The 25,537-nt window shown below is 62.4% G+C and carries 26 protein-coding genes and 1 tRNA gene; 18 read left to right on the top strand and 9 right to left on the bottom strand.

Features of this window, described 5'->3' with window-relative positions:
• Positions 1-111 precede the first annotated feature (111 nt).
• From K3724_RS01760 to K3724_RS01740, 5 genes are all read right to left on the bottom strand, one after another.
• Entirely contained in the window at positions 112-927 is an 816-nt protein-coding gene (locus K3724_RS01760; protein WP_259989491.1) for a serine protease, read from the bottom strand.
• Complete coding sequence (locus K3724_RS01755) at positions 924-1,682, bottom strand: serine protease (RefSeq protein ID WP_259992538.1); 759 nt, start codon at positions 1,680-1,682, stop codon at positions 924-926. The genes K3724_RS01760 and K3724_RS01755 overlap by 4 nt, the downstream gene beginning before the upstream one ends.
• Before the next feature lie 150 nt (positions 1,683-1,832).
• Complete coding sequence (gene glcF, locus K3724_RS01750; protein WP_259989489.1) at positions 1,833-3,155, bottom strand: glycolate oxidase subunit GlcF; 1,323 nt, start codon at positions 3,153-3,155, stop codon at positions 1,833-1,835.
• A gap of 4 nt (positions 3,156-3,159) precedes the next feature.
• Positions 3,160-4,266, bottom strand: coding sequence for an FAD-binding protein (locus tag K3724_RS01745; protein ID WP_409201399.1), 1,107 nt, complete (start codon positions 4,264-4,266; stop codon positions 3,160-3,162).
• A gap of 39 nt (positions 4,267-4,305) precedes the next feature.
• Positions 4,306-5,754, bottom strand: coding sequence for an FAD-linked oxidase C-terminal domain-containing protein (locus K3724_RS01740; protein ID WP_259989485.1), 1,449 nt, complete (start codon positions 5,752-5,754; stop codon positions 4,306-4,308).
• 94 nt (positions 5,755-5,848) lie between these two features.
• Here K3724_RS01740 and K3724_RS01735 point away from each other — a divergent pair, with 94 nt between their 5' ends.
• Together K3724_RS01735 and K3724_RS01730 are read left to right on the top strand one after the other, a co-directional pair.
• On the top strand, positions 5,849-6,571 hold the full coding sequence (locus K3724_RS01735) for a DUF599 domain-containing protein (RefSeq protein WP_259989483.1): 723 nt from the start codon (positions 5,849-5,851) through the stop codon (positions 6,569-6,571).
• Positions 6,572-6,607: 36 nt separating this feature from the next.
• Positions 6,608-6,964, top strand: a complete 357-nt coding sequence (locus tag K3724_RS01730; protein ID WP_259989481.1) for a hypothetical protein — start codon at positions 6,608-6,610, stop codon at positions 6,962-6,964.
• 70 nt (positions 6,965-7,034) lie between these two features.
• Here K3724_RS01730 and rlmH read toward each other — a convergent pair whose 3' ends face one another.
• From rlmH to K3724_RS01715, 3 genes are all read right to left on the bottom strand, one after another.
• On the bottom strand, positions 7,035-7,505 hold the full coding sequence (gene rlmH / locus K3724_RS01725; RefSeq protein WP_259989479.1) for a 23S rRNA (pseudouridine(1915)-N(3))-methyltransferase RlmH: 471 nt from the start codon (positions 7,503-7,505) through the stop codon (positions 7,035-7,037).
• Between the two features lie 61 nt (positions 7,506-7,566).
• Positions 7,567-7,947, bottom strand: a complete 381-nt coding sequence (rsfS, locus tag K3724_RS01720; RefSeq protein WP_259989476.1) for a ribosome silencing factor — start codon at positions 7,945-7,947, stop codon at positions 7,567-7,569.
• A 167-nt stretch (positions 7,948-8,114) separates the two neighbouring features.
• Positions 8,115-9,491: a mechanosensitive ion channel family protein gene (locus K3724_RS01715; protein ID WP_259989474.1), complete on the bottom strand. Its 1,377-nt coding sequence runs from the start codon at positions 9,489-9,491 to the stop codon at positions 8,115-8,117.
• Positions 9,492-9,665: 174 nt separating this feature from the next.
• Here K3724_RS01715 and K3724_RS01710 point away from each other — a divergent pair, with 174 nt between their 5' ends.
• From K3724_RS01710 to K3724_RS01670, 9 genes are all read left to right on the top strand, one after another.
• Positions 9,666-9,764, top strand: coding sequence for an isopropylmalate isomerase (locus tag K3724_RS01710; protein WP_245602898.1), 99 nt, complete (start codon positions 9,666-9,668; stop codon positions 9,762-9,764).
• Positions 9,765-9,817: 53 nt separating this feature from the next.
• Positions 9,818-11,221, top strand: a complete 1,404-nt coding sequence (gene leuC / locus K3724_RS01705) for a 3-isopropylmalate dehydratase large subunit (RefSeq protein WP_259989469.1) — start codon at positions 9,818-9,820, stop codon at positions 11,219-11,221.
• A gap of 16 nt (positions 11,222-11,237) precedes the next feature.
• The gene (locus K3724_RS01700) at positions 11,238-12,065 is read left to right on the top strand and encodes a hypothetical protein (protein ID WP_259989467.1); all 828 of its coding nucleotides are present in this window, start codon (positions 11,238-11,240) and stop codon (positions 12,063-12,065) included.
• Positions 12,065-12,670, top strand: coding sequence for a 3-isopropylmalate dehydratase small subunit (leuD, locus tag K3724_RS01695; protein WP_259989466.1), 606 nt, complete (start codon positions 12,065-12,067; stop codon positions 12,668-12,670). The genes K3724_RS01700 and leuD overlap by 1 nt, the downstream gene beginning before the upstream one ends.
• A 372-nt stretch (positions 12,671-13,042) precedes the next feature.
• A complete protein-coding gene (locus K3724_RS01690; protein WP_259989464.1) occupies positions 13,043-13,879 on the top strand; it encodes a hypothetical protein in 837 nt (278 codons plus the stop codon).
• Entirely contained in the window at positions 13,876-14,922 is a 1,047-nt protein-coding gene (locus K3724_RS01685; protein ID WP_259989462.1) for an endonuclease/exonuclease/phosphatase family protein, read from the top strand. Before K3724_RS01690 ends, K3724_RS01685 begins: the two co-directional genes overlap by 4 nt.
• A gap of 120 nt (positions 14,923-15,042) precedes the next feature.
• Positions 15,043-16,146 (top strand): 3-isopropylmalate dehydrogenase, encoded by a 1,104-nt coding sequence (gene leuB / locus K3724_RS01680; RefSeq protein WP_259989460.1) that lies wholly within the window; start codon positions 15,043-15,045, stop codon positions 16,144-16,146.
• A 184-nt stretch (positions 16,147-16,330) separates the two neighbouring features.
• Positions 16,331-16,407, top strand: a tRNA-Pro gene (locus K3724_RS01675).
• A 300-nt stretch (positions 16,408-16,707) separates the two neighbouring features.
• A complete protein-coding gene (locus K3724_RS01670; protein ID WP_259989459.1) occupies positions 16,708-16,956 on the top strand; it encodes a transposase domain-containing protein in 249 nt (82 codons plus the stop codon).
• 134 nt (positions 16,957-17,090) lie between these two features.
• Here the strand turns inward: K3724_RS01670 and K3724_RS01665 are convergent, their stop codons facing one another.
• Positions 17,091-17,714: a hypothetical protein gene (locus K3724_RS01665; RefSeq protein ID WP_259989457.1), complete on the bottom strand. Its 624-nt coding sequence runs from the start codon at positions 17,712-17,714 to the stop codon at positions 17,091-17,093.
• Between the two features lie 433 nt (positions 17,715-18,147).
• On the opposite strand from K3724_RS01665, the gene K3724_RS01660 reads away from it, so the two are divergent.
• The 7 genes from K3724_RS01660 to K3724_RS01630 all read left to right on the top strand — a co-directional run bounded on the left by K3724_RS01660 (position 18,148) and on the right by K3724_RS01630 (position 25,446).
• Positions 18,148-19,710, top strand: coding sequence for an ABC transporter substrate-binding protein (locus tag K3724_RS01660; protein WP_259989455.1), 1,563 nt, complete (start codon positions 18,148-18,150; stop codon positions 19,708-19,710).
• A gap of 146 nt (positions 19,711-19,856) precedes the next feature.
• Positions 19,857-20,837, top strand: a complete 981-nt coding sequence (locus K3724_RS01655; protein ID WP_259989453.1) for an ABC transporter permease — start codon at positions 19,857-19,859, stop codon at positions 20,835-20,837.
• Entirely contained in the window at positions 20,834-21,784 is a 951-nt protein-coding gene (locus tag K3724_RS01650; RefSeq protein WP_259989451.1) for an ABC transporter permease, read from the top strand. The genes K3724_RS01655 and K3724_RS01650 overlap by 4 nt, the downstream gene beginning before the upstream one ends.
• Before the next feature lie 4 nt (positions 21,785-21,788).
• A complete protein-coding gene (locus K3724_RS01645) occupies positions 21,789-22,784 on the top strand; it encodes an ABC transporter ATP-binding protein (RefSeq protein WP_259989449.1) in 996 nt (331 codons plus the stop codon).
• A complete protein-coding gene (locus K3724_RS01640) occupies positions 22,781-23,824 on the top strand; it encodes an ABC transporter ATP-binding protein (protein WP_259989447.1) in 1,044 nt (347 codons plus the stop codon). The genes K3724_RS01645 and K3724_RS01640 overlap by 4 nt, the downstream gene beginning before the upstream one ends.
• Positions 23,825-23,838: 14 nt before the next feature.
• Positions 23,839-24,759, top strand: coding sequence for a LysR family transcriptional regulator (locus K3724_RS01635; RefSeq protein WP_259989446.1), 921 nt, complete (start codon positions 23,839-23,841; stop codon positions 24,757-24,759).
• A 282-nt stretch (positions 24,760-25,041) separates the two neighbouring features.
• On the top strand, positions 25,042-25,446 hold the full coding sequence (locus K3724_RS01630) for a ThiF family adenylyltransferase (protein WP_259989444.1): 405 nt from the start codon (positions 25,042-25,044) through the stop codon (positions 25,444-25,446).
• The last annotated feature ends 91 nt before the right edge of the window (positions 25,447-25,537 follow it).

The raw sequence follows: 25,537 nt of genomic DNA, 5'->3' as shown, positions 1-25,537 counted from the left end.
GATTTCAGGGCGCCTTCCCCGCGGGGACAGGCTGGTCTTTTCCGGGCCCCAATCAGCGGCTGCCCGGATAGACCTGAGATAAGAACGCAAAATGCGGCTTCAAGAGGGGGATCAGTCCCCCACCGTCACAAATTTTGCACCGCCCGCCGATGCGCCGCCGCCTACCCGGATGCGCTTGATCCGCCGGTCCGGTGCGGCCACCGGATTGCGGCGCAGCTGTGCCTTCAGCTCTGCCACCCGCTGCGGCAGTTTCATGCCAAAGGCGACCTGCTTGCCGCGGTAATTGCCGCCGCCGGACACCAGCGCCAGGATGCGTCCGCGCCCGCCCACCTGGGAAAACACCGGCGCCCCGGAAGAGCCGAAAGTGACATTGCAGTCGATCATCAGAACGTCACCGCTTTCCCCCATCAGGTTGCACTGGCGTTGCCGCGACAACGCCTCGGCGCGGCCCCGCCCGTAAGATGTGACAGAGATATCGCTGCCGTATTCGCGTCCCGAGTGCAGCGCAAAAGCATCTGCCTGACCGCTGAGCACCGGCGCGGCAATCCGGATCAGCGCCACGTCGTGACGGATGTTATCCAGATCAAGCCGTCCCCGCGGGTTGAACCCCGGATGCGCGGCAATCTGCAGCCCCCGGCGTTCAGCTATGGCTGTCCCGTCGCGCAAACCCGCGCGGAAGGTGATCTGCTCCGCCGCACGCAAATTCCTGTTGCGGTCATAGACGCAATGGGCTGCGGTCAGCACCAGTTCCGGTGCGATCAGCGTGCCGGTGCAAAAGCCCTGGCCGTTCAGCTCAAGCCGTCCAACGGCCTCCCAGCCCAGCAGGTCATCGCGGTCAGTCAGCCGCCGCAGACCGGTGTTCTGGGCCGTTGCGCTGCCTGCGTACGCCAGGGTGGCAACGGCCAGTATCAATGCGCGGAACATCATTGCCGGATGAACTTCGCACCGGAGGAGCTGCGCCCCTCCCCTACCTTCACCCGGCCCACGCCTGGCGGCAGGCGGCCACGGGTGTTCACACCCGTCAGCTGCGCCTGCAGCAGGGTCAGTTCCTCGGCCAGGGCAGAACCAAGCGAGACCCGCTCGCCGCTGACTTCGGCCTTGGCGGAGATCACCGAGACAATCCGCGGGGTGCCGTCCTCGAAAGAGAACACCGGCGCCCCGGAGGAGCCGAAATCGACGTCGCAGGACATCACCAGCACGCCCTGCTGGCGCGCCATCACTGCGCAGACCTCTTGCAGGGACGGCGCCTCGGACCGGTCATGCGCATAAGACACCACACCGATGCTGGCCCCCTTGCGCGGGCGTTCGTCGGTTTCAAAGGGTGTCACGGTGGTGTTGCGGATCGGGCGCTGCAATTGCAGCAGGGCTATGTCGTTGCGGACCCGGTCGGTCGACAGTTCGCCGTCATAGACATAGGAGGGATGTTCAACCGCCCGCCGCACGCTGCGGTAAGCCGAGGCGCGCCCGTTGCGCCAGCCGGCCAGGAATTCGATGGTGGCAGGGTCGATGCGCGCCTTGGTCTGGCTGTCATAGAGGCAATGGGCCGCGGTCAGCACCAGATCCGGCGCAATCAGCGCACCGGTGCAAAACCCCTCGCCGTTCACATCAAGGCGCCCGACCGCTTCCCATTTGCGGCCCGCATCCATTGTGTCCATCCGCTGCAAAAGGCTGTCCTGCGCCATCACCGCCGCCGGCAGCACGGCTGCCAGAACCGCCAGAATCCATTGCCTCACATGTCTCTCCTCTTATCCGCCAGTTGGGAGATTACGGGTCCGTTCAGGCAAAATTAGGGCAAATGCGCAGTATATGCAGCCCGATTCCTTTTACGCGCTTTAACGCAGGACCGGCACGTCCGGCGCAGGTTTGCCAGAGGCGGTCAGTGCAGGCGGCTGCGGGCCGCCGGTGGCCCAGTCCAGCAGTTCCACCGTGTGCACGATAGGCAGTTCTGTGCCGGAGCCGATCTGCATCATGCAGCCGATATTGCCCGCCGCGATCAGATCGGGCTGCTTGGCTTCCAGTGTCTTGACCTTGCGGGCCTTCAGTTCGGTGGAAATCTCCGGTTGCATCAGGTTGTAAGTGCCCGCCGATCCGCAGCACAGATGGCTGTCGGCAGGCTCCACCACCGTGAACCCTGCGCGCCTCAAGAGCGTCTTGGGGTGGGTCTTGATCTGCTGGCCATGCTGCAGCGAACAGGCGGCGTGGTAGGCGACGGTCAGCCCTTTGTCCGCACCCTCAGGGAACTCCAGCTGCATCAGCAGTTCAGAGATATCCATGGTGCGGTCCGACACCCGCTCAGCATCCGCGGCCAGCGGGTTGTTGCGGAACATATGGCCGTAGTCCTTGACCGTGGTGCCGCAGCCCGAGGTGTTTATCACGATGGCGTCCAGCCCATGACCGTCCATCTCGGCCGCCCAGGCGCGGATGTTTTTTGCCGCCGTGGCGTGGCTTTCATCCTCGCGCCCCATGTGATGTGTCAGCGCCCCGCAGCAGCCCGCGCCTTTGGCCACCACCACCTCGCAGCCCAGCCGGGTCAGCAGCCGGATGGTGGCGTCGTTGATATCAGTGTTCAGTGCCTTTTGCGCGCAGCCGGTCATCAGCGCCACGCGCTTCTTCTGCGGCGCGGCAGCGGCAAAGCTTTGCGGATCGTCGTTGCGGCTGACCGGCGGGATTACCCCCGGCGCCATGTCCAGCATCGCCCGCAGCCGCGCGTCCGGCATCAGCCCCTTCAAAGGCTTAGCCAGTTTCGCGCCAAACAGCGCCAGGCGGAACCGGCCCGGATAGGGCAGGATCCGGGACAGCAGCCAGCGCAGGGCACGGTCGCTCCACGGGCGGTCATAGTGTTTTTCGATATAGGCGCGGGCGTGGTCGACCAGATGCATGTAATGCACCCCCGAGGGGCAGGTCGTCATACAGGCCAGGCAGGACAGGCAGCGGTCGATGTGCTTGACCGTCTTTTCGTCCGGCACCCGCGCGTTCTCCAGCATATCCTTGATCAGGTAAATGCGGCCCCGCGGGCTGTCGAGCTCATCACCCAGCACCTGATATGTCGGGCAGGTCGCCGTGCAAAAGCCGCAATGCACACAAGAGCGCAGGATCTCGTTGGCGCGCCGGGTGCCCGGGTCCTGCAGCTGCGCATCGGTAAAGGTGGTCTGCATGTGCTTATCCCATCAATCCGGGGTTGAGGATTCCCTTCGGGTCGAACTGGCGCCGCAGCCCCTCGGAGATTGCTGCAAGGGGGCCGGGCTGCGGCTGGAACACGCCAAGCCGCTTGCGGGTGTCCGCGCCGGCCCGCACCAGCGTGGCATGGCCCCGCACGCCGATCTGCGCACGCAGATCGGTGCCCGCAGGCACCAGTGCCCAGATCAGCCCGCCGCCCCAGTCGAACTGCAGCGCCTCGGCCTGCAGCCGCGGTGCCAGCGCAACGGCATCGGAAGGCTTTACCGAAATCCGCCAAACATCGCCTGCCCGCCCGTGAAAACCCGCGGCATCGCGGATGCCGTGCCACAGGCCGGCGTCCTCGTTTTCGATCTGCGGACTGCCAAAGCCACCCAATTCCGAAACCAGCTTGCGGCACCGGTAGGCCGTTGAATCTGCAAACCCCTCGACCCTGACAAAGGCAGTCTGCTTCTCTGGATCATAGGCCGCCCCGGTCACGTCATAGGGGGATCCCAGGGCCGCGGACATCGCCGCCACTGCATCTGCCAGATCAGCGCCTTCAATGGCAACCGTCGCACATGCCTCCGCCCGCGGCAGAACCTTCAGCGACACTTCGCTCAGCACCCCCAACGTGCCATGGGCGCCGCACATCAGTTTGACCAGATCATATCCGGTCACATTTTTCATCACCCGGCCGCCGTTCTTCACCACCTGGCCGGAGCCATCCACAAAGCGCACCCCCAAGAGGTGATCGCGCGCCGCACCCGCCTGGATACGGCGGGGACCGGAGACGCCTGCGGCGATCACCCCGCCAATGGTCGGTTCGCCCTCGGTGCCCAGCAGCCCGCGGTGGTCCATCGGTTCAAAGGCCAGCTGCTGATTTTCCGCGGCCAGCAGTGCCGCAACCTCAGCCACCGGCGTGCCCGCCCTGACCACAAGCGTCAGCGCACCGGGCTCATAAAGCTCCACGCCGGACAGGCCTCTGGTACTCAGCCCTTCGCCGTCAATGGCCAGCCCTCGGGTGCCGCTGCCCTGGATGCACAGCGGTCCGCTTGCTCCCGCTAGCATTTCGGCCAGTTCGGCCTCGCTCTGAGGTGTCAGCATTTTCATCTTTCCAAAAGTACTCTGGGATTTGGGGCAAAGCCCCAATCATTCAGCCGCCAATGCCGCCGCCCGGCGGCCCTCGCTCACCGATAGCGGAAACACCTTGGCCGGATTGAGCAGCCACTTGGGGTCAAACACATCCTTGACCTTCAACTGCGCCTCAAGGTCCGCCGCCGTGTACTGATGCAGCATCAGATCGCGTTTTTCGATCCCGACCCCGTGCTCGCCGGTCAAACAGCCGCCGGCCTCGACGCAAAGCTTCAGGATCTCTGCCCCGAAAGCCTCGCAGGTTTCCAAATCGCCGGGCTTGTTGGCATCAAACAGGATCAGCGGATGCATATTGCCGTCCCCGGCATGGAACACATTGGCCACATCCAATCCGAATTCCCGGCTCATCTCGCCGATCCGGCGCAGCACATACGGCAGCGAGGACACCGGAATTGTGCCATCGAGACACATGTAGTCATTGATCTGCCCCATGGCGCCAAAGGCCGACTTGCGGCCCAGCCAGATCCGGCCGGCCTCTTCCGCATCGCCGGCCTCGCGCAGCTCTACCGGATTGTGGGACCGGGCGATTTCAATAATCAGCCCCAGCTGGTGATCAATTTCCTCGGGACTGCCCTCCACCTCGACGATCAGCAGCGCCTCGCACATCGGGTAGCCGGCCTTGGCAAAGGCCTCGCAGGCCTCGATGCAGGGGCGGTCCATGAATTCGATCGCCACCGGCAAGACACCCGCCTTGATGATGTCCGAGACACAGGCACCGGCCACCTCATTGCTGTCATAGCCGATCAGTACCGGCCGCGCACCTTCGGGCTTGCGCAGGATGCGCAGGGTGGCCTCGGTCACCACACCCAGCTGGCCTTCGCTGCCGCAGATCACCCCCAGGAGGTCCAAGCCCCCGGCATCCAGATGCGCTCCGCCGATTTCCACCACCGTGCCGTCCATCATCACCATGGTGACGCCCAGCAGGTTGTTCGTCGTCACGCCATACTTAAGGCAATGCGCCCCGCCCGAGTTCATTGCGATATTACCGGCAATGGCACAGGCCAGCTGCGAGGACGGATCGGGCGCATAGAAGAAGTCCTCCTCCTCGACCGCGCCGGAAACACTCAGGTTGGTGCGCCCGGTCTGCACCCGGATGATGCGGTTGCCGTAATCGGTTTCCAGAACCCCGTTCATCCGCGCCACGCCAAGGATGACGCAATCCGCTGTCGGCAGCGCCCCGCCCGCCAGCGAGGTGCCAGCACCGCGCGGCACCACCGGCACGCCTTCCGCGTGGCAGATCCGCAGAACGTCCGAGACCTCCTGCGTGCTGCGCGGCAGCACCGCCAGCAGCGGTGGGCATTTATAGGCCGTCAGCGCGTCGCATTCATAGACGCGGGTCTCGGCCTCGTCCTGGATCACCGCATCACCAGGCAGCACAGCCAGCAGCCGCTCGGCAAGCCGCGCCTTGCGGGCCAAAATGGCGGGGTTCGGGGATGGCATCTCCATGGCGCTCTCCTATTTGGTAAAGTAATATTACCAATACTCCCCATCTGGCAAGAGACGGATTGCCGCGCCAGGATCAGCCGCCTAGTGTCGGCCCATGATCTGGACCACCCGCCTTGCGCAGTTTTCACTATACGACCTCGCCGCACTTGCCCTGCTGATTGCAGGCTGGTTGTGGATCGGCTGGCGGATCGAGAACCCGCCCGCGGGGCGGCCTTCGGTGTCCTGGCTGATGGCGGATTTCCGGCGCGACTGGATGAAACAGATGGTCGAACGCGATCCGCGGATCTTTGATGCGCAGCTGGCGGGCAACCTGCGCCAGGCCACGGCCTTCTTTGCCTCTGCCGCGATGATTGCGATTGGCGGCGGGCTGGCCCTGATCGGCAATACCGAGCAGTTGGCCGGAGTGGCCGAGGACCTGATCCAGGACAGCGCCCCGGCCTTTGTCTGGGAGGTTAAGATCCTGGTGGTGCTGCTGTTTCTGTCAAATGCGTTTTTGAAATTTGTCTGGTCGCACCGGCTGTTCGGCTATTGCGCGGTGCTGATGGCCGCAGTTCCGAATGACCGCAAGGATCCGCTTGCCTACCCCCGCGCCGCACAGGCCGCTGAAATCAGCATCACCGCCGCGCGCAGCTTCAACCGCGGTATGCGGGCGACGTATTTTGCTCTGGCTGCCGTGGCCTGGCTGGCGGGCGCGCTGCCGCTGGCAGGCGCCGCGGTGATCACCTTTGCGGTGCTGTACCGGCGGGAATTTGCCTCGCACTCCCGCACCATCCTGCTGCGCATTCCGCCAGTCAGCAAAGGGGACACAGTTTCGTGACTGCACCTCCTGCGGGCACGCGTCTAAGGTAGCGCCATGAAACAGACCCTTGCCGCTTTCGCACTCTGCTCCGTTGCGCTTCCCGCCCTGGCGGACGAACCGGTGATCGAAAACGCCACCGCCCGCCAATCCGGCAACAGCTGGACCTTCAGCGTCACGCTGTCCCATCCCGATACCGGCTGGGATCACTATGCCGACGGCTGGCGGGTGCTGGACATGACGGGCAATGAGCTGGACCTGCGCGTGCTGGCGCATCCGCATGAACAGGAACAGCCTTTCACCCGGTCCCTGAACGGCGTGCAGATCCCAGAGGGCACAACCCAGGTGCAGATCCAGGCCCGCTGCCTTGTGGACGGTTGGGGCCAGGACACATACACCCTCGCCCTGCCCTGATCTTCTTCTTTGAAAAAATACTCGCGCCGCAGGCATGCGCCGCAGGTGCATTCTGACCTGCCGCGACGGCTCACACCCGGTGATACGGGCTGCCGGTCAGGATGGTTGCGGCGCGGTAGATCTGCTCTGCCAGCATCACCCGCACCAGCATATGCGGCCAGACCATCTTGCCGAAGGAAATCGAGAAATCGGCCTCGGCCCGCAAGCCGGGATCAATCCCGTCGGCCCCGCCGATGATCAGCGCCAGATCCTGACGGCCGCTGTCGCGCCAGCCTGCCAGCTTATCCGCGAAATCCGGGGACGAAATCACCTTGCCGCGCTCATCCAGGGTGCAGATCACCGCACCCTTAGGCAGTGCTTTGCGCAAAAGCGCGGCCTCCGCCGCCATGCCCCCATTCTTCTTGTCCTCGACCTCTATCACCCGCGCAGGCCCCAGGCCCAGCGCGCGGCCGGTCCGGTCGAACCGGGCAATATAGTCGTCGATGAGGGATTTTTCAGGGCCAGCCCGCAACCTGCCGGCCGCACAGATATGCAGTCGCATGAAATTCCAAAAGCAATCCGGCCCGCACCCAGGCGCGGGCCTGCATCAAATCAGCCTTGGATCAGCCCTCGGCAGCCGGGGTTGACGGGGCTGCCGCGGTGCCTGCGGGCATCCACATCTTCTCGAGCTGATAGAACTCGCGCACTTCCGGACGGAAGATATGGACAATCACATCACCGGTGTCGATCAGCACCCAGTCGCCGGTATCCTTGCCTTCGACCTTGCAGCCAAGCTGGTATTCCTGTTTGAGCCGGTCGGTCAGCTTTTCAGCCATGGCGGCAACCTGGCGGGTGGAACGGCCCGAGGCCAGCACCATGTAATCGCCAATCGCCGTCTTGCCGCGCAGGTCGATCTGCACCACATCTTCGGCTTTGTCATCGCTGAGAGAAGAAAGAATCCGCTCCAGCAGCTGTTCGCTGGTGGGCTGGGACTGGGAAGCCATCACGGCTGCCCCATTGACAGCGGCATCCGCCGCTTGAGGTACGGGTGACAGGACAGAGTCCTCCTTGCAACGCGCCGCCAAGCCCCGGCGCCGGGCCTATTAATAATGTAGCAACCAGATGGTGAATTTTCAATGAAACCCCGCTCCGGCGATGCAAGCCCTGTGCTTTATCCCTCATTTCCGGCAGGTGCAACCCTGACCGGCAGCGGGTCGTTCAGCATCCGCACCTCGCGCTGCGGGAAGGGGATTGAGATGTCTTCAGCCTGGAACGCATCCCATAGCGCCAGATAGACATTGCCGCGGATATTGGTGAGGCCGCCGGTGGGGTCGTCGATCCAGATTCTGAGAACATAATCAACGCTGCTGTCGCCAAAACCGGTGATATGGCAGACCGGTTTCTTGCCGCCCGCGCTCAGCACTCTGTTCACCCCTAATGCGGCGTCAATCGCGATCTTGCGCACCTTGTGAGGGTCGTCGCCGTAACCGGTGCCAAAGGTCAAATCCAGCCGCACGAATTTATCGGAATGCGACCAGTTCACCACCTGAGAGGTGATCAGGTCCTCATTTGGAATCAGGTATTCCCGGCCGTCGCGGGTCACGACCGAGACATAGCGCGCACCCAGCGCATTGATCCACCCGAAGGTGTCTCCGAGACTGATCACATCGCCGGGTTTGATTGACTTGTCCAACAGGATGATGAGACCCGACACCAGATTCGACACCACTTTTTGCAGGCCGAAACCAAGACCCACACCGATGGCACCGGACAGCACTGCCAGCCCGGTCAGGTCGATGCCGATGGCCTTAAGGCCAATGAAGAAGGCGCCGCCGAACAGCAGGATCTGCGCCATCTTGGCGCCCAGAACCTGCATAGACGGGGAGATATCGGCGTTGCTGCGGATACGATTGGCCGCCACCGATGAAATCACCCGCGCCAGCGTCAGCATGACGCCAAGAATGACCGCCGCCTGAACCACCAGATAGAGCGAGATCCGAAGGTCGCCGAATTCGATGGCGACGCCGTCCAGCAGATGGATTGCCTCTTGGGTGATGCCCAGAATACGCAGGGTGATCCAGATCCAGGCGCCGTATTTCACCAGGTTCCGCAGCAAGGGATTGCCAACCAGTCTGGTCGCAAAAGAGACAATCAGCCAGGCCAGCGACAGGTTGGCGATCAGCTCGAGCAACCGCGAGCGGCTGGGCCAGGTCGCCTCCTGCATGATCAGCACCACCAGCCAGATCAGCACCACAAACAGGATGCCGCGGATCCGCTTGTGCAGCACCAGCCCCACCCGCATCCGCCAGCGCGGCCAGCCCTCGCGCCCGCGCAGCCAGTCATGGAATGCGCTGCCCAACGGCTTGGCGATCAGCGCAGCCAGCACGAACACCGCCAGCGCAATGCCTACCTGATAGGCGTTCCAGGGCCTGAGCAGAAGCTCGCCCCCCTGCATCAGCAAGTCCCAGATCTGCTGCCCGAACTCCAGCGCCTCTGCGGTGCTTTCCGCGATTGCGTCTTTTGGCAGGGTCTGCTCTTCCGGCTCCATCAAGCCTCCCGTTTTTCAGGCAGTGTGCCGCTCCTGAATGCTTTGATCAAGAACAGACAAGGGCAGTGCCTGCCCATGGGGGCGGACGGACGCGAGATTTCCGGATCAGAACCCGCTCGCCCCGGCGTTAGAACGAATCTTGATTGCCGGCCCTTGCGGATGTATCTGACAGCCATGACCCTCGTATTGGCGCAAAAGATCGAACTGCAAGACCGCGCACGGCTGCGCGAACGGTTCTATGGCGCCGCCCGCACGGTCCTGGCGCGCCTATAAGGCCGTTGCCCAGCCCAAAGCCAGCATACCCAAATACATACGGGAGTGGACCCATGTCCCCCAAAACACTCTATGACAAAATCTGGGATGCGCATGTTGCGCATGAAGCCGAGGATGGCACCAGCCTGCTTTATATCGACCGCCACCTGGTCCACGAAGTGACCAGCCCGCAGGCGTTCGAAGGCCTGCGCATGGCCGGCCGCGGCGTGCATGCCCCGGATAAAACCATCGCGGTGCCGGACCACAACGTGCCGACCACGCTCGACCGTGCCAAAGGCATCGAGAACGAGGAAAGCCGCATCCAGGTCGAAGCGCTTGACAAAAACGCCCGCGAATTCGGCGTGCATTACTACCCGGTGGATGACGTCCGCCAGGGTATCGTGCATATCGTCGGCCCGGAACAGGGCTGGACCCTGCCCGGCATGACCGTGGTCTGCGGCGACAGCCACACTGCCACCCACGGTGCGTTCGGCGCGCTGGCGCACGGCATCGGCACCTCGGAGGTGGAGCACGTGCTGGCCACCCAGACGCTGATCCAGAAGAAATCCAAGAACATGAAGGTGGAAATCACCGGCAAGCTGAAGCCGGGTGTGACCGCCAAGGACATCACCCTGGCAGTGATCGGCGAGACCGGCACCGCCGGCGGCACCGGCTATGTGATTGAGTATTGCGGCGAAGCGATCCGGGATCTCACGATGGAAGGCCGCATGACGGTCTGCAACATGGCCATCGAAGGCGGCGCCCGCGCCGGCCTGATTGCCCCGGACCAGACCACCTATGACTATGTCAAAGGCCGCCCGCACGCCCCCAAAGGCGCCCAGTGGGAAGCCGCGCTGACCTGGTGGAAGACCCTGTTCACCGATGAAGGCGCACATTTCGACAAGGTTGTCACCCTGAAGGGCGAAGACATCCAGCCGGTTGTGACCTGGGGCACCAGCCCTGAGGACGTGCTGCCGATCACCGGAGTGGTGCCTGCACCTGAGGATTTCACCGGCGGCAAGGTTGAGGCGGCCCGCCGTTCGATCGAATACATGGGCCTGACCCCCGGTCAGAAACTGACCGACATCGAGATCGACACCGTGTTCATCGGCTCCTGCACCAACGGCCGCATCGAAGACCTTCGTGCCGTGGCCGAGATCGTGAAAGGCAAGAAGATCAAGGACGGCATGCGCGCCATGATCGTACCCGGGTCCGGCCTGGTACGTGCCCAGGCCGAAGAAGAAGGCCTGGCCGGGATCTTTGAAGCCGCCGGTTTCGAGTGGCGTCTTGCGGGTTGCTCCATGTGCCTGGCGATGAACCCCGATCAGCTGTCCGAGGGCGAGCGCTGCGCCGCAACCTCGAACCGGAATTTCGAGGGCCGCCAGGGCTATAAGGGCCGCACCCATCTGGTGTCGCCTGCCATGGCAGCTGCTGCGGCGCTGACCGGCAGGCTGACGGATGTGCGTGAGCTGATCTGAGCCTGAGGGGCCTCCGATGCCATCCAGCCCTTCCCTTCCCGCAGTTGCAAGCCTGTGGATCGGTGACAGCCTGAACTGGCTGCACGAACTGTCTTTGGCCAGTTTCGTGCAGCGCGGCCACGAGGTTGTGCTGTTTCACACCGGGCCTGCAGCGCCGCCGGTGCCGCCAGGTGTCCGCACCTGCCCGGCAGCGGAAATCTGGGACCCGGTCCAGGCGGGGCACGGGGAGGCGCCTGCCTCGATGCTGTCTGATCTGTTCCGCCTGTATCTGCTGAAGCAGACGGACATGATCTGGATCGACACTGATATGCTCTGCTGCCGGCCGTTGCCGGACGCGGGCTATCACGTCGGCTATGAGCCGACACGGTCGATCAACGGCGCGGTGCTGCGGCTGCCGAAAGGCTCTGCTGCGCTGAACCATCTGCTGGATTGGTTCGAGGACCCTGAGTTCGTGCCGCCCTGGCTGGGCCGCAAGATCCGCAAGGAGGTGGAGGCCGCACCGCCCGGCAAGCGCCTGCTGACAGCTTTTGAGCTGCAGCGCCCGTCGCTTGGCCCCCGGGCGCTGGACTACACGCTGACCCTGACCGGCGAGGTCGAACACGTCCGCGAGCCGGAGGTGTTCTATCCGATCCGCGGAGTTCTGACCGACGTGCTGTTCAGCGGCCACTGCCAGGAAGATGGCTGGCTCACCGAAAACACGCTGGCCGTTCATCTCTACGCATCCATGGTGCGCCGCTATCACAAGACGCACCGGCCCGAAAAACACAGCTTCATCGCACGCCACGCGCAAGAGATCGGCTTTGATCTCAGCGGTTTGAAGCACCAGAAACAAGGAAACGAGTAATGGAAAAATTCCAGAAACTGCAGGGTATCGCCGCCCCGATGCCGCTGGTGAACATCGACACCGACATGATCATCCCCAAGGTGTTCCTGAAATCCATTCAGCGCACCGGCTTCGGCAAGAACCTGTTCGACGAAATGCGCTTTAACCGCGACGGCACCGAGATTGAGGATTTCGTGCTGAACAAACCGCAGTACCGCAAGGCCGAGATCCTGGTGGCGGGCGACAACTTCGGCTGCGGTTCCTCGCGCGAGCACGCGCCCTGGGCAATTGCCGATTTCGGCATCAAATGCATCGTGTCGACGTCTTTTGCCGACATCTTCTTCAACAACAGCTTCAAGAACGGCATCCTGCCGATCGTGCTGCCGCAGGAGCAGGTCGACATTCTGATGGCCGATGCGGAAAAGGGTGCCAACGCCCGCATGACCGTGGACCTGGAAGCACAGGAGATCACCACCTCGGACGGCGAGGTGATCGCGTTTGAAGTGGATGCATTCAAGAAGCACTGCCTGCTGAACGGTCTGGACGATATCGGCCTGACCATGGAGAAAGCGGACTCCATCAAGACATTTGAGGACAAGACCGCGCAGGCCCGTCCCTGGGTCTGACCCCCGCGTTCTGCCAAGACCACATCAGAGTCGCCCGGCCTGGGCGGCTCTTCTATTTTCGCCCGCCAGATTCGCGCCGCATTCCTGCCGCAATTCAGAACGGGCTGTCTCGTTGTGCTTCCCTCGCGCTCTGCCACTGCATCTGGTAGGCGCCCCCCACCCCTCTCATTCTTCACCAAATCCCTGATGCAATCGGGCACCAGTCCCGCGGGGAAAGTGGCCCCTGCCCTGCCGCCGGGCCTTGAGCGGAAAGCCGCCGCCCGGCAACAATGGGGCAAAAATGAGGCAGAGCGCCCTGGGCCATTCCCGGGGGGCTTCAATTCTGGACCCAGAGGCGAAAACGCCCGTTCCAGTTTGAAGGGATTGAGAGACGTGTTTGCACGCATCACAGGCGCGGCGTTCCGCGGCATATTGGTGGCTATGCTGTTTGCCATGCCGACGCTGATCCTGCCGGCATCGGCCACCGAGTCTCCGGAAATCATCCTGTTCATTGCGCTATTGGGCTCTGCTCTGGCCTTCACCGAATACAACTCGCACTTCCCCAGCTTTGTGGAATTCCGCAATGCGCCGCCGATCAACCGGATGCGTTTTGCCGCCTGTGCTGCGTCTGTCGGCGCGCTGAGCCTGCTGGCGGCGCATCCGCTGGAGCCGACCGGGCTGACCGCGCTGGTGCAGCGCCTGGGCGGCTGGCTGGGCGGGCAGCTGGACTTTGCCTATTCGCCGGTGCAGCTGACGGTGCTGATGCTGCCGCCGCAGGTTCCGGAAGCCACAATGGTGATAGTGCGCGATGCCGCCGGGCTGGTTTGTGCGATCGCGGGCGCCGCGATTGCCGGCTTTGCGCTGGTGATCCGTGTCGGCCACTGGCCTGTCGGCAGCGGCGCTTTTAATGTCTGGGTCAACCTGCCGCTGTTCGACCCCACCACCGGCGGCGATGTGGTGCAGCGGCTGCAGCGTGACGCGCGGGTCAATATCATCGGCGGCGTGCTGCTGCCGTTTGTCCTGCCCGCCGCGGTCAAGATGGCCTCGGGCCTGGTCGATCCCGGAATTCTGGCAGCCCCGCATATGCTGATCTGGGTGATCAGCGCCTGGGCGCTGGTGCCTGCCTCAATGATCATGCGCGGCATGGCAATGCAGCGCATCGCCGGGCTGATCATGCATAAACGGCGCGCCGCCGGCAGCGCCGCGGACGAAGCGCTGCAAACCGCATGAGGCGGCTGGCGGCGAGCCTCCTTCTTCTGATCCTTGCCGCCGGCGCAGGCCAGGCCGGCACCCTGCGCATCGCGACCTTCAACACAGAGCTGTCACGGGACGGGCCTGGCCTGCTGCTGCGCGACATTGAGCGCGGCAGCGATCCGCAAATTGCCGCGGTGGTGGAGGTGATCTCTGCCGCACAGCCGGACGTGCTGGCACTGCAGGGGATTGATTGGGACTATGAAGGCCGCAGCCTTGCCGCCCTGGCCGGGCTGCTGGCAGAGGCCGGTGCCGCCTATCCTTACCGTGTTTTTCTGCAGCCCAATACCGGGCTGCCGCCCCCGGCCCTGCTGGACATGGATGGCAATGGCAGAACCGGCGGGCCGCGTGACAATCAGGGCTACGGCCGGTTTCGCGGCCAAGGCGGCATTGCGCTTTTGTCCCGGCTGCCGGTTGACCGTAACGGGATCCGCGATTTCTCGGCCCTGCTGTGGAGGGACCTGCCCGGCGCGCTGCTGCCCAAGCACCCGGACGGGCGCCCGTTTCCGTCCGGCGCCGTGCAGGCCGTGCAGCGCCTGCCTGCCACCGCGCATTGGCTGGTGCCGCTGGATTTGCCCGGCGGCGGGCAGCTGAACGTGATGACATTTCACGCTACGCCGCCAGTGTTTGACGGGCCGGAAGACCGCAACGGGCTGCGCAACCGCGATGAAATCCGCCTGTGGCAGCTGCTGCTGGATGGCCGCCTGGGCGCCGCACCCCAAGCGCCCTTTGTAATTGCCGGTGACGCCAATCTCGACCCCGAACGCGGTGAAGGCCGCAAGGACGCCATCCGCCATCTGCTGGGCGATCCCCGGCTGCAGGACCCGCAGCCGCTTAGCCCGCAAGCCGGAACCGCAACCGTGGAGTGGCAGGGCGCCGGGCGGATGCGGGTGGATTATGTGCTGCCCTCAGCCGGGCTGACCGTCACCGGCAGCGGCGTTGTCTGGCCGGATGCTCCGGGTGCAGCAGCCGCCATTGCCAGCCGCCACCGGCTGGTTTGGGCCGATATCGCGCTGGACTAGGGCCAGGACCCGGCCCGGCCTGCGCAAATCCCAACCAAACCCCTTTAATTTCAGGGCCTATTGTTGACCCTGCCCCGCTGTCCCGCTACGCCCTTGCCAGCTGTTTTTAGGAGGACTCCCATGCCCAACCCATCGATTTTGATTCTGCCCGGCGACGGGATCGGCCCCGAAGTCATGGCCGAAGTGCGCAAGATCATCTCCTGGTTCGGCGGCAAGCGTGGCCTGCAGTTCGATGTGAGCGAGGATCTGGTCGGCGGCGCGGCCTATGACAAGCACGGCAAACCGCTGGCGGATGAAACCATGGCCAAGGCCCAGGAAGCCGACGCTGTTCTGCTCGGCGCCGTGGGCGGCCCTGCCTATGACGACCTGGATTTCTCGGTCAAACCCGAACGCGGCCTGTTGCGTCTGCGCAAGGAAATGGACCTTTATTCCAACCTGCGCCCGGCGCAGTGCTTTGACGCGCTGGCGGATTTCTCCTCGCTGAAAAAGGACATCGTGGCCGGCCTCGACATCATGATCGTGCGCGAGCTGACCTCAGGCGTCTATTTCGGCGAGCCGCGCGGTATTTTTGAAGAAGGCAACGAGCGCGTCGGCATCAACACCCAGCGCTACACCGAGAGCGAGATCGAACGCGCCGCCCGCTCCGCGTTTGAACTGGCAATGCGCCGGAACAAGAAGGTCTGCTCGATGGAGAAGGCCAATGTGATGGAATCCGGCATTCTGTGGCGTGAAGTGGTGACCCGTGTCTCGGCTGACTACCCCGAGGTTGAGCTGAGCCATATGTATGCCGACAACGGTGCGATGCAGCTGGTGCGCGCGCCCAAACAGTTCGACGTGATCCTGACCGACAACCTGTTCGGCGACATCCTGTCCGACTGTGCGGCGATGCTGACCGGCAGCTTGGGCATGCTGCCCTCCGCCAGCCTGGGCGCACCGATGGAAAACGGCCGCCCCAAGGCGCTGTACGAACCGGTGCACGGCTCCGCCCCCGACATCACCGGCCAGGGCAAGGCCAACCCGATCGCCTGCATCCTGAGCTTTGCGATGGCGTTGCGCTACAGCTTTGATCAGGGCGCCGAGGCCGACCGCCTGGAAGCTGCGGTTGAGAAGGTCCTGGCCGATGGCGTGCGCACTGCTGACCTGCTGGGCGAAGACGGCGTGGAGCCGGTTTCCACCAGCCAGATGGGCGATGCCGTGCTTGCCGCCTTGGAGGCAAGCCTCTGATATTGAGGCAGGTCAAAGCAAATTTCAAAGCCCCGCCTGACTGTCAGCGCGGGGCTTTTTTGTGCCCCTCCTATGACCGCGCTGGCCCCTTCGGCGCCCGCAAAAAGAATTCCTGAAAACCACAGCTTTCTACGGAATCGCCCTTGTCAAACCCCGCCCCCTGAGCTATTTCGCCCTCCACGGTCGGAGCGTAGCTCAGCCTGGTAGAGCACTGTCTTCGGGAGGCAGGGGCCGGAGGTTCGAATCCTCTCGCTCCGACCAATAAAACAAGGCGCCTTAGGGCGTCTTTTTTATTTTCAGCATATCGGCCGCAACGCTATTCGCGGCGTTTCATGCGGTGGATGTGCATATTTTGTTGCCGAGACACGTCAAATTTTCCACCCCATGATCCCGGCGGCGTTCTTCAGCGCACCCGGACTGCAGCATCGGCAGACATTCTCCAGGGTCTCGCGCGAGGTAGCGAAGCAAGCTGTCGCATCCTCCAGCGTCATGCCCCGCATGAACGCCCAACGCCTTTGACGGGCTGCAGCAGTTCGTGTTCGATGGCCGGCTTGAGATCGATTGTACGCAGTCGCACGCGGCATTCGCGGCATCGCTCGGACGAAGAAGAACTCCCTTTTCGCCGGGTCCCATGAGGCGGCTGAAGTCTGGGCAACCTACTCTTCGCTCATCGAAAGCGCGCGCCTGAACAAGATCAACCCGCGCAGCTATCTGAATTGGGTGGTGCTGGAAATCGAGCGCAACCGCGGCGAGATCGACTATGGTCGGCTGATGCCCTGGCACGGCCCGGTCAGCCGGATCGACGGCTGACAGGCTATCACCGCCCCGAAAACCGGGCGGTGAGCATTTTCACACAGCCGGAACCGTGTCCGGACAGTCTCTGAGTGAAACGTGCCAGTCTTCATAGCCTTAATCCGTGGTGCCCTGCGCCGACCTGTTCGGGATTAGGCAGAAACCGGAACGAGTTCAGCGGCAAGCTCCAGTACAAACCCGCTAACCGCTTCCCGGGCTTGGTCCTGGGATTTCTTCCCGCGCAGCTTGCGGGCCAGCGCTGAACCACGGGTTGAGGTTTCCTGCGCTAACAGCAACAGGGCAATTTCCCGCAGCTGATGCATGGCCAGATCAGCCTCGTCCCGCCCCAGCAACCCTTCAAGCTCAGCCGGCGCGGCGCATTCGGCCAGCAGGCGTTTCAGAGCCGGTCCATTCTTTGTCACCTCGGCCCAGGCAATGCAGATGTCGGTCATGCCGGCCATCTCGAAGTGAAAATCCGCAATCGGCAAACCAGCAGTCTGCCTGGAGTAGCCAGCCTGCCGCTCGACGTGGAGATCCCGCCGCGCCGGGTCATAGGATATTTTGAGCCCGTCGATTGACACATCCGATGCAATTAGGCGCCCGAAGCGTTTGCGCAGACTGAGCGCTTCGGCGAACAGCACAAGCTGCAGAAGGCCGGCCTGCGGCAGGTCGCAGGAAATGCGCTGGATGCCGCTACGGCCAATATGCTTGTAATTGAGCGCGAGCCGGGCACCGCCGTTCTCCCGCGCCTCCATTGAAAAAATCTGTGCAGGCATGGCGCGGGTTATATGGAAGGCTGCCTGACCTTCAAGCCGCGGCAGACAAGGTTCTGCGGGGCCAGGCGGTCATGCGCCTAAGGTAAGGCAGCACATGGAAGGGACGTATCTGCAACGTGGCATCCTTGGCCGTTTGAGTATGGTTCAGAGCGTGGAGCTGCCGGTCAGGCTGGGTCTCTCGGGCTGGGCAGAGCAATTTCGGGGCGTTTTCGCCGGGCAATACCACGCAAGATTCGTTGAAAACTGACCCCGGAGGTGCTGGCCTCCACTGCGCCCTTGCCCGATTGCTGACCTTAAGCGTTTGCAAAGGAACAGATATTCCAAATGCGCATAGCTCCAATGTGCAAGCTGCATACCCTATGCGATATCGGCATTTCACAGACGCCGCGCCACCGGATAGCGTTCACGCCATAATCACAGGGGAGTATGCCTAATGACGAAATTTGTCAGAAGCCTGGCGGCCGCGGCCGTTGTGGCGGCAATGGCACCGGTTGCCTATGCCGAAACAACAGTACGCGTTGCCTATGACGCTGACCCGGTCTCGCTGGATCCGCATGAACAGCTGTCCGGCGGCACGCTGCAACTGTCGCACATGGTCTTTGACCCGCTGGTGCGCTGGACCCAGGACCTGCAGTTCGAACCGCGCCTGGCTGAAAGCTGGGAACAGATCGACGGCACCACCATGCGCTTCAAGCTGCGCAGCGGCGTCACCTTCCACAGCGGCAACGCGCTGACCGCCAAGGACGTCGACTGGACCTTTGACCGCCTGAAGGAAAGCGACGACTTCAAAGCGATTTTCGCGCCATTCACCGACGTTGAAGTTGTCGATGAGATGACTTTCGACCTTAAGACATCGGAACCCTATCCGCTGGTCCTGCACTCCGCGACTTACATCTTCCCGATGGACAGCGCCTATTATTCCGGCACCACTGCCGACGGCAAGGAAAAGGCCGAGATCGTCAAGCATGGCGACAGCTTTGCCTCGCGCAATGTATCCGGCACCGGCCCCTTCATCGTCTCCGAGCGTGAGCAGGGCGTGCGCGTGGTGTTCGACCGCTACGCCGACTACTGGGATACTGATGCCGGCAACGTCGACAAGATCGTGCTGACCCCGATCAAGGAAGACCCGACACGCGTGGCCGCGCTGCTGTCCGGCGATGTTGATTTCATTGCGCCGGTTCCGCCGACCGACCTGAAGCGCGTGGCTGAGGCCCAGGGCGTTGACCTGATCACCATGCCCGGCACCCGTATCATCACCTTTCAGATGAACCAGAACCGTGTCGAAGCCTTCAAGGACGCCCGCGTCCGCCAGGCGATCGACTATGCGGTGAACAACGCAGGTATCGTTGACCGCATCATGCGCGGCTTCGGCACCGTGGGCGGCCAGGCCAGCCCGGCCGGCTATCTGGGTTACAGCGAAGGCTATGCGCCGCGCTTTGACCTGGAAAAAGCCAAGTCGCTGATGGCCGAAGCAGGCTATGCTGACGGATTCTCGATCACCATGATGGCGCCGAACAACCGCTATGTGAACGACGACAAAATCGCCCAGGCTGTTGCCTCGATGCTGGCGCAGATCAACATCAAAGTTGACCTGCAAACCATGCCCAAGGCGCAGTACTGGCCGACGTTTGACGAGCGCGCAGCAGACATGATGATGATCGGCTGGCACGCGGATACCGAAGATTCCGCCAACTTCCACCAGTTCCTGACCGCCTGCCCGGATGAAGCAACCGGCAATGGCCAGTACAATTCCGGCAACTACTGCAACCCGGAAGCCGACGCGCTGATGAACGCCGCCAACGCGGAAACAGACCCGGCCAAGCGTACGGAACTGCTGCAGAAGCTGGAAGGCATCCTGTATGATGAGGCCGCCTTTATTCCGCTGCACTGGCAGAACCTGGCATGGGGCGCCAAGTCCGGCATGAACGCAGGCGACATCGTGAATGCGCTGAACTTCCCCTATTTCGGTGACCTGATCGTCGAAACCGGCAGCTAAGCCGCTGATCTAACCCGGGCCGGTCTCCTCCGGCCGGCCCGGGCCGCCAATACAACAAGCGGCCGCCAAAGCCGTGTATGCAGAACCCGCGGTTCCCTTGAACACGGTGTTTTACGCTGTAACCAAACTCTACAAAGGTCAGGACGATGTTTGCCTATCTCGCCAAGCGAGTGATCCAGGCGATTGCCGTGATGTTCGTCATCTCGCTGATTGCCTTTGCCATCCAGGGCAACCTGGGCGACCCGCTGCGCGAGCTGGTCGGGCAGTCGGTCTCGGAAGAAGTACGTCAGCAGCTGCGCGATGAGCTGGGTCTGAACGACAGCTTTGTGACGCAATACCTGCGGTTTGCGGGCAATGCGCTGCAGGGTGACCTGGGCACCTCCTATTTCTTCAAGGAGCCGGCGCTGGACGTGATCCTGAAAAAACTGCCGGCAACGCTGGAGCTGGTGTTCGGTGCCACGCTGATCATCGTCGGACTGTCGGTGCCGCTGGGTGTCTACACCGCGATCAAGCCCAATTCGATCCTGAGCCGCATAATCATGGGCCTGTCGATCATTGGCATTTCGATCCCGGTGTTCCTGACCGCGATCCTGATGATCTTTGTGTTCTCGGTGGAATACGGCTGGCTGCCCTCCTACGGGCGCGGTGATACCGTGCAGGTCTGGGGCTATTGGCAGACCAACTTTGCCACTGCTGACGGATGGCTGCACATCATCCTGCCGTCGATTGCGCTGGCCTCGATCATGCTGCCGCTGTTTGTCCGCCTGATCCGGGCCGAGATGATGGAAGTGCTGCAATCCGAATACGTTAAATACGCCAAGGCCAAGGGCATCAGCCCGTGGCGCATCTATTTTGTCCACGCGCTGAAAAACACGCTGCTGCCGGTGATCACTGTTGGCGGTGTGCAGATCGGTACCATGGTGGCCTATACCATCCTGACCGAGACGGTGTTCCAGTGGCCGGGCATGGGGTTCATGTTCCTTGAGGCGGTAAACCGCGTCGATACCCCGCTGATCGTGGCCTACCTGATTGTTGTCGGCTTTATCTTTGTGGTCACCAACACCATCGTTGACCTGATCTATGGGCTGGTGAACCCGACCGTGAATATTGCGAGGATGGGCGCATGAGCACCGAAACGCTTTCCCCGAAATCCGAACCGTCGCGCTGGTCCAAGGCCTGGAATTCCAACATGGGCTACAGCTTCCGCCGCAACCCGGTGGCGATGGTCAGCATGATCATCTTTCTGCTGATTGCCGGAGCCGCCTTTCTGGCACCGCTGATCGCGCCCTTTGACCCATACGATCCGGGGTCCATTGATATCATGAACTCGGAGTATCCGCCGGCCTGGGTCAGCGGTTCACTGCCGGAATTCATGCTGGGCACCGATGATCAGGGCCGCGATCTGTGGTCGACCATCCTGTATGGCACCCGGCTGTCGTTGCTGATCGGCATCTGCGCGGTTGCGTTGCAGGCCTTTCTGGGCATCTCCATCGGGCTGGTGGCCGGCTATGTCGGCGGCCGCCTGGACAGTCTGCTGATGCGTCTGGCCGATATCCAGCTGTCGTTCTCGACCTTGATGGTTGCGATCATCTTTCTGGCCGTGACCCAGGCGATGTTCGGGACTGACACCTTCAACCGCTATGCTGTCGTGTTCCTGATTGCCGTCATTGGCGTCGCGGAATGGCCGCAATATGCCCGCACCGTGCGCGCCACCGTTCTGGCTGAGAAGAAAAAGGAATATGTCGACAGCGCCCGCGTGCTGGGCTTTGGCCCGATGCGGATCATGGTGCGGCACATCCTGCCGAATTCGCTGTCGCCGATTTTTGTGATCTCCACCGTGCAGGTCGCCAATGCGATCATTTCCGAGGCCTCGCTGTCCTTCCTGGGGCTGGGGATGCCGCCCAGCCAGCCGTCGCTGGGCTCGCTGATTTCCTCGGGGTTTGATTACATCTTTTCGGGCAGCTGGTGGATCACCGCCATCCCCGGCGTGGTGCTGGTGGTGCTGGTCCTGGTCATTAACCTGCTGGGCGACTGGATGCGCGACGTCCTGAACCCAAAACTTTACAAGGGGTGACGCGATGAGCCTTCTTTCCGTTCGCGACCTGACCGTGAAATTCGCCATGCGCGACGAGACGGTCACTGCCCTCAACGGCATTTCCTTTGACCTGGCCAAGGGCGAACGCCTCGGCATTGTCGGCGAAAGCGGTGCGGGCAAGTCGATCACCGGGTTTTCGCTGATGAACCTGCTCAGCCGCCCCGGTTACATCGATAACGGCCAGATCCTGTTCGATGGCGAGGACGTCGTGCAGATGAACGACAAGCGCCTGCGCACCATGCGCGGCAACCGGATGGCGATGATCTTTCAGGACCCGATGGTGACGCTGAACCCGGTGCTGACCATCGGCCAGCAGATGGTTGAGACCCTGCTGGCGCACCGCAAGCTGAGCCGCGAGGAAGCGCGCCAGATTGCCATCGTCAAGCTGCGCGAGGTCTATATCCCGTCGCCGGAAGAACGGCTGGAGCAATACCCGCACGAACTGTCGGGTGGCATGCGCCAGCGGATCATCATTGCCATTGCACTGCTGCTGGACCCGCAGCTGATCATCGCGGATGAACCGACAACGGCGCTGGATGTGACCATCCAGGCCGATATCATGGAGCTGCTGCTGGAACTGTGCCAGTCGAACCAGGTGGGGCTGATCCTGATCACCCATGATCTGGGCGTGGTCAGCCAGATGACCGAGCGCACGCTGGTCATGTATGCCGGCCGCATCATCGAGGCGGGGCGCACGCGGGAAATCATCAATGATCCGCAACACCCCTATACTCAGGGGCTGATCAACGCGCTGCCGCAGCAGACTGTGCCAGGCCAGCGGCTGAAGCAGATCCCCGGCAACATGCCCGGGCTTGCCAATGCACCCGCAGGCTGTGCCTTTAATCCGCGTTGCAAATACGCCACTGACCTGTGCCGCAGCCGGATGCCGGACATCGTGCAATACGGCGATGTCGCGGTGGCCTGCCACGAGGTGCAGCGCCTGCACAGCGACGAAGACCGTAAGGAGGCACGGGCATGAAAGACGCAAAGACTGACCGCCCGCTGCTGCAGATCAAGAACCTTGAAAAGCGGTTCGATCTGGATCAGGGCTTCCTTGAGACGCTGAAGTTCAAACAGGGCAAGATCGTGCGGGAAAGCCGTGCGGTCCATGCGGTGAACAATGTCTCGCTGGAGGTAGGCCGCGGCGAGGCGCTGTGTGTGGTTGGCGAGTCGGGCTGCGGTAAATCCACTGTGGCGCGGCTGGTGGCGGGGTTGCTGACCCCCACCGCAGGCGAAATCCACTATGATGGCCAGCGCATTGACGATCTGTCGCGCGGCGCCATGCAGCCCTTGCGCAAGAAGATCCAAATGATCTTCCAGAACCCCTATGCCTCGCTCAACCCGCGCATGACCATCCGGCAAGCGCTGGAAGAACCGGTGCGCCATCACAACCCCAATGCTTCGGCCGCCGAGGTGCGCGACAAGGTGACCGAGGTGATGCTGTCGGTGGGCGTCGATCCCAGCTGGGCCAAGCGCTATCCGCATGAATTCTCCGGTGGCCAGCGCCAGCGGATCGCGATTGCCCGTGCGCTGACGGTGGACCCGGAATTCATCATCGCTGATGAGCCGATCAGCGCGCTGGACGTGTCGATCCAGGCGCAGGTGCTGAACCTGATGCTGGAAGCCAAGGAAAGCCGCGGCCTTACCTATCTGTTCATCACCCATGATTTGAGCGTGGTGGAGCATTTCGGCACCCGTGTTGCGGTTCTGTACCTTGGCTCGGTTTGCGAAGTTGCGGATACGGCAACGCTGTTCTCCAGCCCCAAACACCCCTATACTCGGGCCTTGCTGTCCGCAGTACCGCAGCTGAAGGATGACCGGCCGAACCATATCCGCCTCAAGGGCGAGATCCCGACGCCGATCAATCTGCCGCAAGGCTGTCCCTTCCAAAGCCGCTGCGCCTTTGCGGACGCACGATGCAAGAGTGAACAGCCAAAAGCCATTCACCAGCCCGATGGCAGCACAGTCGCCTGCCATGCTGTCGAAGAAGACAGGCTGGATGCGGTGGCCGCCGGTTAAGACGGGACACCCAGTTGGACATCATCTGGCTTAAGGATTTCGAGGCTTTGGTCGCGTGCAAGAATTTCTCGCGCGCGGCCGAGGAGCGCAATGTCAGCCAGCCGGCCTTCTCCCGCCGCATCCGGGCGCTGGAGAATGAGATCGGCGTGCGGCTGATCAACCGCGAAACCCTGCCGCTGACCCTGACCCCGGCGGGCGAGGTGTTCCTGTCCCAGTCCCGCATCATGCTGCGCACCTACGAGGAAACCATCGAACGCTGCCAAACGATTGATGCGGCGGGCGAAAACGTGATCCGCTTTGCCGCCTCGCAGTCGCTTTACATGACGCATTACAAGACGCTGATCGCGCCCCTGGCCAGCGAGGGCGGGGTGGATACCGACCTAAATTCCACCTCCTGGGCCGCCGACCAGTTCGTCAGCGCGCTGCAGCAGGGCTATTGCGATGTGATCCTGACCTACTGGCATCCGTCGATGGATTTCCTTGGGCCTCTGGAGGTCGCCAACTTCGAGCATCTGACCCTGTCCACCGACCGTTATGTGCCGGCTTCCCGCACAACCCCTGACGGCGTGCCGGAATTTTCCTTTCCCAAGGGCGGCAAGGACGCGGTGCCGCTGTTGTCTTATGGCGCGGTCTCGGCGCTGCGCTCGGTTCAGGAATTTGCGCTGGCGCAGCTGTTGCCCGGCCAGAAAGTCTTTGTCGTCAACCAGAACGCGCTGGCAAACAGCGTCAAGGCGATGATCCAAGAGGGCTTTGGCATGGGCTGGCTGCCGCTAAGCCTGTGCCGTGAGGAAATCAAGCAGGGGCGCTTTGCGGTGGTGGACGACCGGCTGGCGACAGATCTGGAAATCCGCCTTTACCGCGATCCGCGCAGCACCAAGCCTACGCTGGATGTTCTGTGGAAAAAGCTGCGGATGTCGGCGCTGGAAACGGTTTGACCCTCATTTCCCGGAAGCATTAAGCACCGCTTCAATATAACAAGACGCCCTAAGGCGCCTTGTTATATTGGCCGGAGCGAGAGAGTTTGAACCTCCGGCCCCTGCCTCCCGAAACCAATGCCCAGGGCAAAAGTGAGCGTCCCCACTTGAGTGGTCCAAATTGAAAGTTAGTGCATCAACGACTTCGGTTGAGTTCAGCTCGCGCTTTACCCGGGCAGCAAGACATTCCCGGCTGTATTCTGTATATGGGACCGCGTTTGAGGCTGACGGCTGAAGCAGACGATGATCACGAAGTTCCGGTGCGGCATTGCAGGTGGGGGGGCCACCGGGAGCGCAGCGTTACCCCTTCTAATGCGCCTCGGTGTTCGCGAAGCTGTCATGTTCGAGAAAGATCGCGTCGAAGATACAAATCTCAACAGGCTGCACGGTGCGCGATACGACGATGTGTCAGCCAAAGAACCAAAGGCCGAAATTCATGCGCGCACTGTAGCGAAAGCCGGTCTCGGCATGTCGTTGGTGAACCTCGATGCTTGGACTGGTGAGTCCAGCACCTGGGACGCATTGGAAGCACGCGATGTCATTTTTTATTGCACGGATGATCACGCCGGGCGGCTGTTGTTGAACCGCTTTGCCCGTTTTTTACGGGATTGCTGTTATCGATGTCTGGCTTGCTTTTCAGTGCCGTGATGATCAGTAGAGGTGGTCCCGCTTTTTTGACCTGTTTGCAGCCCGTTTAAGGTGGATCAGGGTTTCACATCAGGCTGCCATTCTCATGGGT

The sequence above is a fragment of the Leisingera sp. M658 genome (assembly GCF_025144145.1).
Classification (GTDB): Bacteria; Pseudomonadota; Alphaproteobacteria; order Rhodobacterales; family Rhodobacteraceae; genus Leisingera.
This window is presented reverse-complemented; position numbering and strand designations above follow the sequence as displayed.